Origin of the sequence: Aquimarina callyspongiae, assembly GCF_034322225.1 — a bacterium.
In the GTDB taxonomy this organism is placed as follows: Bacteria; Bacteroidota; Bacteroidia; order Flavobacteriales; family Flavobacteriaceae; genus Aquimarina.
The window spans coordinates 1,073,550-1,085,832 of the sequence record NZ_JAXLPA010000001.1 but is presented as its reverse complement, the minus strand read 5'-3'; the positions used below and the strand labels follow the sequence as shown (position 1 = coordinate 1,085,832).

General features: G+C 35.7%; 4 protein-coding genes. 2 read left to right on the top strand and 2 right to left on the bottom strand.

The genetic code is table 11. The annotated features are described in order from the left end of the window. Positions 1 to 9: 9 nt before the first annotated feature. On the top strand, positions 10 to 4,173 hold the full coding sequence (locus tag U0D62_RS04530) for a PKD domain-containing protein (RefSeq protein ID WP_322194135.1): 4,164 nt from the start codon (positions 10 to 12) through the stop codon (positions 4,171 to 4,173). 353 nt (positions 4,174 to 4,526) lie between these two features. Continuing rightward, on the top strand, positions 4,527 to 9,857 hold the full coding sequence (locus tag U0D62_RS04525; RefSeq protein ID WP_322194134.1) for a zinc-dependent metalloprotease: 5,331 nt from the start codon (positions 4,527 to 4,529) through the stop codon (positions 9,855 to 9,857). Between the two features lie 144 nt (positions 9,858 to 10,001). Here the strand turns inward: U0D62_RS04525 and U0D62_RS04520 are convergent, their stop codons facing one another. Further along, the gene (locus U0D62_RS04520; RefSeq protein ID WP_322194133.1) at positions 10,002 to 11,408 is read right to left on the bottom strand and encodes a zinc-dependent metalloprotease; all 1,407 of its coding nucleotides are present in this window, start codon (positions 11,406 to 11,408) and stop codon (positions 10,002 to 10,004) included. A gap of 1 nt (position 11,409) precedes the next feature. Then, positions 11,410 to 12,258 carry a hypothetical protein gene (locus U0D62_RS04515; RefSeq protein WP_322194132.1) on the bottom strand — a complete coding sequence of 283 codons (849 nt, stop codon included), beginning with the start codon at positions 12,256 to 12,258 and terminating at the stop codon, positions 11,410 to 11,412. Positions 12,259 to 12,283 lie beyond the last annotated feature (25 nt).

The following is a 12,283-nucleotide window of genomic DNA, read 5'->3' as shown; positions in this document are numbered from 1 at the left end:
TATAAAAAGATGAAAAAGATATATATAAGTATCTTAATGCTGATCTCTGTAGTGCAATTTGCAATGGGGCAAGTATATACAGAAGAACAGATCAGTAATATAGGAAATTGGGATAGTTTTTCCGTTTTTTCTACAACAGCATCCCCATTTACAGGAGTTGATGGAGATGGAGAAGAAGAGTATCAATTAAATGGAATAGATTGGCCTAACGGCGATCAGTTAAAAGCATTTATGATATTTGACCCACAACGCACCAATCCTCCGATGGAAGAGTTTTGGTTAAAACCAAGAAGTGGCCGAAATTTATTGCTATTTGGTTGTAATCGAAGTAAAAAATCAGATAACTGGTTGATCAGCCCTCAAGTACAACTTAAAGGAGGAACCCCTCAACTAGTATTTTATATACAGAATTACCACCTTTTTTGGCAACAGTATCAGGTACTGGTTTCTACGACAAATAACAATGTCAATAGTTTTACTAAAATATCAGATGGAGATTATATTGAAGCGGGTGGGAAACGAGATTCTAGTGATCCTATTGGGTATGGTTGGAAACGTATTTCTTTTGATCTTTCTGCATACGCAAACCAAAGAGTATACTTGGCAATTAGGCATATAACTCCATCAGAAGGTATTATGATGGCTATAGATGATCTTAGTATAGAAGGTAGTACTGCTGGATCACAATTACCTGTTGCCGACTTTTCTGCTAATAATACAACGATAAATATTGGGGATTCTGTTAATTTTTCTGATACATCTAGTAATTCACCTACTAGTTGGCAATGGACTTTTCAAGGAGGGACTCCTTCATCAAGTACGGCAAGAAACCCTTCAGTTGCTTATGATCATCCCGGAACATATCAAGTAGTACTAGAAGCTACAAATTCTGATGGATCTTCTACAAAAACCAAACCTGGTTTTATAACAGTTAATGAAGGTATTCAAGCAGATTTTGGAGCCGAGCGCTTCGAAGTATACGAAGGAGAAAATGTGGTGTTTAGAGATTTTTCAACAGGAAATCCAACTTCTTGGGATTGGTCTTTTCCTGGTAGTAACTCAATTAATAGTTCAGATCAAAATCCTATAATCACTTACCCTAACTCTGGAACTTATAGTGTAACACTTAAAGTTTCTAATGGAGCATTAAATAATACCAAAACAAAAACATCATATATTAGAGTATTAGAGCCTTCTACTCCTGTAGTGGATTTTGAGGCAAACAAAACGAATCTGGTAGAAGGGGATCAAATAAGATTTACAGGATCTGTAGTTGGAGGTGCTTTAGCTTACAACTGGACTTTTGAAGGGGCATCACCACCTACAAGTACAGAAGAAACGCCTTCTGTTACCTATTTTAATGAAGGAGTCTATAGAGTAACCCTAAGAGTAACCAATTCTGTTGGTGAGAATACCAAAGTAAAAGATGGATATATTACGGTGGTGCAGGAAGATAAAGAGTATTGTAGTGCTGGCACTTCAAATGCAGGAACAAGAGGAATCTCTAATGTTACTTTTGGAGTTATAAACAATACTACTCAGCCTAATAGTTATACGTATTACAAAGATTTAGAAACCAGAGTAGATCCTGGACAAACCTATCCGATATCAGTGACAACTTCAGGGCAAGGTTTTGAAGTTGATGCAACAGGTAGAGGAAGTAAGGTAGTTATATGGATTGACTGGAATCAAGATGGAGATTTTAGAGATGCCAATGAAGAAAAAGTTATAAATAATACAGGAAGTGCTCAATACCAAAGTAACATTATTGTGCCGACTGATGCTATTGGTAGAAGAACACGAATGAGAATCAGATCTTATTTTAGTTTTGGAGATGGAGATGAAGAATCTTGTGGTAATGAAGCCGAAGGAGAAGTAGAAGATTATGTAGTGTATGTGAATAAGGCAGAACTAGCTCCTATAGCCAATTTTACATCTAATACTCAATTAGTGCCTTCTGGAGCTTATGTTAATTTTGAAGATACTTCAGAGAATAGAGTGACATATTGGGAGTGGACTTTTGAAGGAGGAACGCCTGCTGTTAGTTATGATAGAAATCCTCAGATACAATATACTACTTCTGGAGAATACAATGTTACTTTAAAAGTTTCTAATGCAACGGGATCAGATATCAAAACACAAACCCGATATATTCAGGTTACAGGAGGAGGTGGAGATAATCAAGCTCCAACAACACCACAAAATCTTGTGGCTTCAAATATTACTACATCGTCATTACAACTTAATTGGTTGGCTTCTACAGATAATGTAGGTGTGACTGGGTATGAAGTTTATCGAGATAATATTTTAGTATCAACTATAGCAAATACTTCATATTCAGATTCGGGATTAACACCGGATACTTTATATAGTTATTATATAAAAGCAAAAGATCAAGCTGGTAACAGCTCACCTTCTAGTACAACTATTCAAGTTAGAACATTAAAAGAAGTTGTTGATCCTACTTGTGATGATGGAATACAGAACGGAGATGAAACGGGGATAGACTGTGGAGGTAGTGTTTGTCCCGCTTGTCCGGTAGAAGTTGATGGTGGATCAGTATCTTCAAGTGATGACAGAACTGATATTACTACTGTTACCGGAGATGGCCAGGCAGATGTAATTACTTTTAAAAATACCAGTCAATCCAGTGCCAGTTACAGGTATCTAATTACTGATGATAATGGGCTTATTTTGACTAACGAAAGCGTTTCTCATGATTTTGAAGGAGCTGTCGCTGGAGTATGTAGAGTGTATGGGATTTCTTATGAAGGTACTTTAAGTGTAGATGGGAAAAATATAGCAGATATTGGATTAGCTACGGGTGCCTTCGATATTTCTAATAATTGGATTACAATTACAAGAGTTCAGGATCCTACCTGTGATGATGGGATACAGAACGGAGATGAAACCGGAATTGATTGTGGAGGTTCCTGTGAGGCGTGCCCTACCTGTGATGATGATATTCAAAATGGAGACGAAACAGGAATAGATTGTGGAGGGTCTTGTTTACCTTGTACTACAGAAACGTACTGTACAGCAGGACAACAAGGAACCAACTATATTGCAGAAGTTACGTTTGGCGATATTTCCAATGCCAGTGGTAACAGTGCGTATTCTGATTATACCGCACAAAATACTTCTATTGCCAAAGGAGCATCAGCTACATTAACTGTGACTCCAAGATATGTGAGTTCTAATTGGACTTCTAATGTTGTAGGAGGATGGATAGACTGGAATCAGGATGGAGATTTTACAGATGCAGGAGAACAAGTTTTAATGAAACCTCGTGGTGTAGGAGCAGGTTCTGCTACTGTTGTGGTGCCAGCAGATGCAACAGAAGGAACTACAAGGTTGCGAGTACGTTATAGATGGTATAGTGATCCAGCTCCTTGCGGAGCAGGAGAAGGTGATGAAGTAGAAGATTACTCAGTAACCATTACTGCAGGAAATGATCCTGATCCTGGACAGGTGGTTTATGTTGACAATGCTGATGTAACGGTTAATGCTTCAAGCACGTGGAATTTCTTTAGGATTGAAGTTGGAGATGATAATGGTTTTGGAGCATGGTATTCTAGTAATACAGTGCGTCTTGTTACTTATGATAAAGATATAGTCTGTGTTGGTAGTTCAAGTAATGTTGCCTTTCTGGGAGAGAATATCCCGATCGATGGATCTAGTAATTTTGTGGCAAATCCGCACAGTTATGTTGTAAGTTCATCTTCTCACAGTGATTGGAATGGTAAAACAGGTTATATAGGATTTACCTTTAAGATTAATGGTAATACCCATTATGGATGGTTCCATATAACCGTTGCTTCAGATGGATTATCCTATACTATATTAGATTATGCATACCATACACAAGCTAATACAGTTATCTATACAGGTGTAAATCGAGCATTTGGACCGAGTAATGATAGTAAAGAAAGTTTGGTAAAGGTAAGTCCTAATCCTTTTAATGATAGTTTTGAAGTAGATTTAAGATTTGTAGGAGATAAAAATGTTTCTATAGATATTTATGATCTATATGGAAAAGAAGTGTCAAAAAGAGAATATGAAGTTAATCCAGGAAAAATAACTTTAGGGCAAGAACTATCTTCAATAGGAATCTATTTTGTGAGAATTAAAACATTAGATGATGTGATAATCAAAAGAGTAATGAAAAAATAAAAAATAAAAAACTCTATAATTTGTTAAAAAACCACCCTTTAATTAGGGTGGTTTTTTTAATATAAAAAGGTGTGATAATAATTTTTGAGCTAAAAGTCAATATTTAAAGATAAACAGTAAAGAGAACAGCAAGGCTTCTAAAAGCTTTTTGATGATGATTATTCAATCATTTAAGACTTTACTTATCGATTTCTTATGTTTTTTAAGGTTTTAAAACATATTTTTTATGGTATAAATGTAAAAATTGATAATATAGTACATGGTTTGGGTATGATGATACAATTTTCAATGTAGGAGTATTCTTAATTTTACAAAAACTTAACAATTGAGAGAATATTTAACATAAACATGCTATGAATTTAAGAATTACTATAACTACAATTTTATTACTAATTATTGCCGTTGTTCAGGCGCAAGAAGGGTCTCATTGTTTGACCTCTAAGGCAATGAAGACGTTTTTTAACGAAAACCCAAAAGAATACGAAGAATTCATGAAATTTAATGAGTACTCTAAGGGGTACACAAGAAATTCTTTTGAAAAATCAGCAAGTTTTGGAGAAATCGTTATTCCTGTAGTTTTCCATGTATATGGAAGAACGCAAAATGGAACAACAGTTAGTGATGAAGTAATCATGAACTCCTTACAAATGGTTAATGACGATTTTCAGGGCTTAAATCCTGATTTTAATACTGTAGATCCGTTATTCGAATCTAGAAAGTCAACAACTAATATTGTTTTTAAATTAGCAAAAATTGACCCTAACGGAAATCCAACAACAGGAATCGTTGAACATGCTGTAGCTGCTGGACAAGGATTAGTTGATAGTCCTATAGTGGCTAGGGATGCTTGGGACAATTATAAATACATGAATGTATATATTGCTGCGGATATACTTGATAATGGAAGAGATAATAATTCAGGAATTGCATGGTATCCGAGTAAAAGAGATTCAGATTTAAAATTTGCAAGAGTAGTTTACAATGGTCGCTATCTTAAAGGAAATACAGATGATGAGTTTGCATCATTACTAACTCACGAGTTTGGACACTGGCTAAATCTAATACATACTTTTGAAGGAGGATGTGCTAGTTTTAATCAGGATTTTGTTGATGATACACCTCAGGAAGATATTGCATCTGCAGATGACGAATGTGTTGTAGGAGCAACAGATTGTGGAGATTCATTAATCAACTATGAGAACTACATGGGATACGATGCCTCAGGAGGATGTGCAAAAATGTTTACTAAAGGGCAAACAGATAGAATGTATGCCGCTCTTAACCATTCAACACGTTTACCACTTTGGCAGAATGCTAATTTGGTAGCTACAGGTGTTGGAGGTAGTTTAGATGTAACACCTAGAATGAATAATGGTGTAACCTGGATAGAAAATGCTGGTCAGATGACAGTATGTCCAGGAACTAATATTAAAATTGGGATGCAGAATGTAGGAACTAATAATGTTGCTATCATTAAGCCTGATGGTTTAGTAGATACTACACCTGATGGAGCTACTTTTTGGGATTTTAATAATGTACAAGAAAGTGACGAAGGAGTTTACCTAATTAGATATGCAGATGCTAATGGAAACATTGGCTTTGCAGCGGTTAATCTTTATGTAGGGTATAAAATACAGCCTTGGATACAAATAGATAATACTACTAATGATTATTTAAACCAGGATCATATAAAAGTTTGTGCAGGAGCTAATATCAGTATAACTACCCAAACTAATCTACCTGAAGATGGTACCAGATCACTTATATTACCTAATGGAAATTTACATACTGTACCTAGTAACAATGGAGTTTGGGCTTTTGATAATGTAACAGCAGCTAATGCTGGAACATATACAATAAGATATGAAAATTGTGGTATTACATATACAACAGAGGTAGAATTAATAATAGGAAAAGATATCGCAGCTTGGACTGCATTAAATAATGACTGGAAGAAACAATCTTTTGTAGAAGCTTGTATAGGAGATAAAGTGCATTTAGGAATGGGAAATGTAGGTCTAGAAAATGTTACACTTACTGGACCAAATGGATTTTTTGATGACACTCCTGATGTAGCAACAGGATTCGAATTTACGAGTATTACAGCACAAGATTATGGTACCTATACAATTACTTGGAACGATCCTGCGACTTGTGCTGGTTCAGCAAAGATCGAACTTAGGCCTAAGTATGAAGACATGGATAGCTGGGTAAGGGATAATGCAGGTGCTTGGAGTCAAAAAGAAACTTTATTTGCTTGTGTAGGAGATAATGTAGGATTAGGAACTCATAATTCTTTTGGTCCTGAAGATATTAGAATAACGCATCCAGATGGAACTGTGAACACGACTCCTGATCCTGATCTTAAATCAGCGTGGGTTTTTAATAATATTCAGAAATCAGATGAAGGACTATATAAAATAGAATACACCGGAAAAGGATGTTATTCTACTACTAATATTTTTCTTAAAGTTGGTGTTGAAGACTTAAATAATTCTATAGAATATCAGGTAAATAATGATGGATATACATCATCAGTTAGTAATGACATTACCGTTAATGAAGGAGATAAGATTAGACTTAGATTCCCAGAGAATTCTTTTGAAGGAACTATTAGTTGGACCGGTCCTGATGGCTTTGCAGCAAATCGTAAAGAAGTAATAATAACTGATGTAGCAAATACAGATGTACATGCAGGTGTTTATACAGCTACTATTACCCATAATTATGACTGTAGTAGCGTAGGAAGTACAAGAATAGAAACAATAAATTTTGAAGTAAAATTCAATGGAGCAGGCAATACTTGTAGTGATGGTATTCAAAATGGAGATGAAACGGGTATAGATTGTGGAGGTTCATCTTGTGAGCCTTGTGCAGTAGAACCTACGTGTACTGATGGTATCCAGAATGGAGATGAAACTGGTGTTGATTGTGGAGGATCATCTTGTGCTCCTTGTGCAATCGCCGTTGATGGAGGAACAGTTTCAACAAGTGATGATCAAACAGAAATTACTACGATAACAGGTGATGGAATAGCAGATCTTATTACTTTTAAGAAAGTGAATCAATCAGAAGCTAGCTATGCTTACCTAATAACAGACGAAGCAGGTAAGATTTTAACTAGTGAAACCACATCTCACGATTTTGAAGGAGCAGTTGCTGGAATCTGTAAGGTGTATGGTATTTCTTATAATGGAGATTTAACATCAACAGAAAAGAACATAGCAGATAGTGGATTAGCTTCAGAAAACTTTGAGATTTCTAGCAATTTTATCACTGTAACCAGAGAAGAAGTAGTAACTCCTACGTGTACCGATGGTATTCAGAATGGAGATGAAACTGGTGTTGATTGTGGAGGATCCTCTTGTGAACCTTGTCAAACAGATATTACCTATTGCGAAGATAAGTCAACTCGTACCTCTGGAGAATACATTAGTAATGTAAGTTTAGGTTCTATAAATAATAGTACTACTCGTTCTGCAAATGGATATGGAGACCATACTTCAGTATCCACAAGTTTGGCACAAGGAAGTTCTGCAACGATATCAATTACTCCTAATTGGGGAGGAGCAGGTCCTTATAATGAGGCATACGGAGTATGGATTGATTATAACCAGGATGGAGACTTTGCTGATGCAGGTGAGCGTGTATTTACCAAAACACCATCTCAGGATACTCCAGTTACTGGTACTTTCACAGTTCCAAGTACTGCTACAACAGGAGATACCAGAATGAGAGTTATTATGGAATATTTCAATAATACGACTAGTATTCCTGAAGTGTGTAAAACAAATCATGATTATGGTGAAACAGAAGATTATACAGTTACTATAACAGCTGGTTCAAGTCCTACATGTACTGATGGTATTCAGAATGGAGATGAAACAGGTGTTGATTGTGGAGGATCCTCTTGTGCTCCTTGTGCAATCGCTGTTGATGGAGGAACAGTTTCAACAAGTGATGATCAAACAGAAATTACTACGATAACAGGTGATGGAATAGCAGATCTTATTACTTTTAAGAAAGTGAATCAATCAGAAGCTAACTATGCTTACCTAATAACAGACGAAGCAGGTAAGATTTTAACTACAGAAACTACATCTCACGATTTTGAAGGAGCAGTTGCTGGAATCTGTAAGGTGTATGGTATTTCTTATAATGGAGATTTAACATTAACAGAAAAGAACATAGCAGATAGTGGATTAGCTTCAGAAAATTTTGAGATTTCTAGCAATTTTATCACTGTAACCAGAGAAGAAGTAGTAACCCCTACGTGTACCGATGGTATTCAGAATGGAGATGAAACTGGTGTTGATTGTGGAGGATCTTCTTGTGAACCTTGTCAAACAGATATTACCTATTGCGAAGATAAGTCAACTCGTACCTCTGGAGAATACATTAGTAATGTAAGTTTAGGTTCTATAAATAATAGTACTACTCGTTCTGCAAATGGATATGGAGACCATACTTCAGTATCCACAAGTTTGGCACAAGGAAGTTCTGCAACGATATCAATTACCCCTAATTGGGGAGGAGCAGGTCCTTATAATGAGGCATACGGAGTATGGATTGATTATAACCAGGATGGAGACTTTGCTGATGCAGGTGAGCGTGTATTTACCAAAACACCATCTCAGGATACTCCGGTTACAGGTACTTTCACAGTTCCAAGTACTGCTACAACAGGAAATACCAGAATGCGAGTTATTATGGAGTATTTCAATAATACGACTAGTATTCCTGAAGTATGTAAAACAAATCATAATTATGGTGAAACAGAGGATTATACAGTTACTATAACAGGTAGCTCAGGTCCTACTTGTACAGATGGAATCCAAAATGGAGATGAAACAGGTATAGACTGTGGAGGAACATCTTGTGAGCCTTGTGCTGTAGAACCTACATGTACTGATGGTATCCAGAATGGAGATGAAACTGGTGTTGATTGTGGAGGATCATCTTGTACTCCTTGTGCAACAAGTGGAACTGTTGTATATGTAGATATTGACGACAAGACAACAAGCTCTACAAGCTCGTGGAATCCTTTCCAGATAGAAATAGGAGATGAAAGATATTTTGGTCCTTGGTTCTCTGGTAACACACTTAGATTAGTGAATTATGGAAAAGATGTAGTTTGTGAAGGTGCAACTGATCAGGTTACAATACTAGGAGAAGGTGTAGAAGTAGGAGCTTCCAGTAATTTTGTAGCAAACTCTAATAGTTTTGTTATAAGCTCTTCTTCATATACTGATTGGAATGGTAATTCTGGTTATATAGGGTTTACGTTTAAGGTAAGTGGAGCAACTCATTATGGATGGTTTCATGCAACAGTAGCTAATGATGGATCTTCATATACTATAACTGATTATGCATATAATACAACTGCTGGACAAAGTCTATTGACTCAGAGACCATCTACGACTAAAAGAGATGCTTTTGATCGTGACCTTAGAGCATATCCTAACCCGTTCAAGGAGAATTTTACACTAGATGTATCTCAACTTAAAAAAGAAACGTTCTCAATTGCCATTTACAACATATTGGGACAACCTATTTTTGAAAAAACATATACTAATAACCCAAATACTGTTTCTTTCGGAAATGAAATAACAAACAATGGAACCTATTTTGTAAAAGTAAGATCGGCTAGTACAAATAAGGTAATCCCTATTGTGAAGCAATAAATAGCCCCCAGCGATTTATTTCTGATAGGAAAACTACCTAAAATAGCTAGATGTAAAATTTTAATAAGCTTTTTTGGGTAGTTTTTTTTAAACATAAAATAAAAAATCCGGTACAAGAACTTGTACCGGATTTTTCGTGAAATGTTATTTTTTAATTATTAATTTTTTAGAGTAAATATTACCTGAGTTATCTTCTATAATTATATAATAAAGCCCTTCAGACAATGAGCTGACATTAATATTGGTATTATTAGTAGAAAGCTTTCGATCTAATTGAAGCATTCCGATAGTGCTATATATTTTAATAGATCCCCCTATAAAAGATTTACCCGCATAAGAAATTGTGAATTGTTCTTTGGCAGGATTAGGATGCAATTTGAAGGAATCATTTTCTTGAATATTTGTAGCTATCTCTGATGTATTAGAAACTGTGTCTATCTCAGGTTTTTCTACATCGACTACGACTCTGTTAACAGCGCAATTTTCGATTTTAGCCGTAAACTGAGATCCACTTGAAGCCCTAAAACCAGTAGAAAGTACTACTTTTTGTCCTGCGGTATAAGTAGCATTAGCTCCTGAAGCAATAACATTGGTAGCAGTAAGAGTATTTGATGCCTTTTGAATATCCGTAGATCCTGATGAAACATTTTGGGTCACAGATAGGTTTTCTGGGCAATCATTACCGCAATCAACAACTGCATTTTGTAGATGAGTTAATGTAGCTATAGCGTTTCTCATACGTTGTCCTTGACCAGAAGTAAAAAGAGTCATACAATCAGGATGAGTATACGCCATAATAACTCGTTCATCTGGATTATAGCTGTGCCCATTAGCATCGGTGCCACTTGAAGTCCAGGTACAAGCAGGGTGATTTACGTTAAACATAAGATGTGGATCAGCAGGTGTATCGGCTACATAATCCCCGCAAGTTGTACCGTTGGTTCCGTTTACTAACTCAGGACATTGTCCTGTATCACTACCGCCTTCATTTACAGTTCCGTGATGAGTATGCCATAAAAATAATACATGGCCCATTTCGTGCGAAATAACACTAGATCTTACCAAAGAGTCAAAAGGAGCTTTCCAATAACTACCGGATACCCAAAACTCTGATGATTCACCAACTCCATTTGCTCTTCCTCCAGCGCTGGATGCATCATCAAATAAATATACATCAATACCATCGGTATGATTATTTATATTGTATATCCCAACGCTTGGACTACTATAGTAAGAATCATTATCGATATAATCAATAGTGTTATCCCAATCAAATGAAACTCCATGTGGATTAAAATCCTGATTAAGTACATCAATAGCTTGGTTAGTTTGTGTAACACTTTGACCACCTGTACCATTACTTCTTCGTACTACGTGAACATATATACGTAAACAATAAGAATCAGCAACTGCTGCTCTTCTTAAAGCAGAAGTATAAAAATCCTGGTTAAAACTCTCTGATGGAGTAAAGCAAAATGTTTTTTGCCCTTGTGTTTTAGATATAGCCAATATTGCTATAACCGCTATTAGGTTTTTTAAAAATATTTTCATGTTATTTTTTTAATAGTTGATTTTCCTTTTCCAAAAGTTCTATTCTTTTGTTCATTTGGATGATGTATAAGGTAAGTTCTTCTATTTTTTGAAGAAGTTTAGCATCCATTTCTCCTAAGAAGATTCCGTTTTTCTCTACTTCATTAGCACTAGGAATATCTTTTAGGTGACCATGTTGATTAATATGTTTTTCAACCTCTTGCAGAGTAGGGAGTTTGTAATCATCATAAAAAACAAAATCTGCCCAGCCAGTTTCTACATTTATCTCTTTTGCTCTTATTTTACCATTTACCGCAAGCCTCCATGAGCCTATATTTGTTGTCCCTATTCCTAGAGAACCATCAAATGAAGAAGGTTGACCATTTCCTCTTAGATTGGTATTTCCTCCAAGATGAAAATAACCATATTCTCCACTGGCATTATCTGCTAGATGCAAATAAATTTTTTGGCTGTTATTAGGTTCAGATATTAATAAAGCTCTATCCGAATTTGGATTTTCTTTTTGCTTTATTTCTAATGGAGCAGATGGATTAGGAGTCCCTATTCCTAAAGAACCATCAAACGAAGAGACTTGACCATTTCCTCTTAGGTTCGTATTCCCACCAAGATGAAAATAACCGTATTCTCCACTGGCATTATCTGCCAAGTGTAAGTAAATTTTTTGGCTGTTATTAGGTTCAGATATTAATAAAGCTCCATCCGAATTAGGATCATCTTTTTGTTTTATTTCTAATGGTTTGGATGGACTGGAAGTCCCTATTCCAGCATTTCCGTTTGACGGAAAAGTGTTTTGTGCATTTAAAATGAATCCTGAACTAACAAGAATCAAACTAAAAATCCAATTTTTCATAATATTGTTATTAAGTTTAAAATGT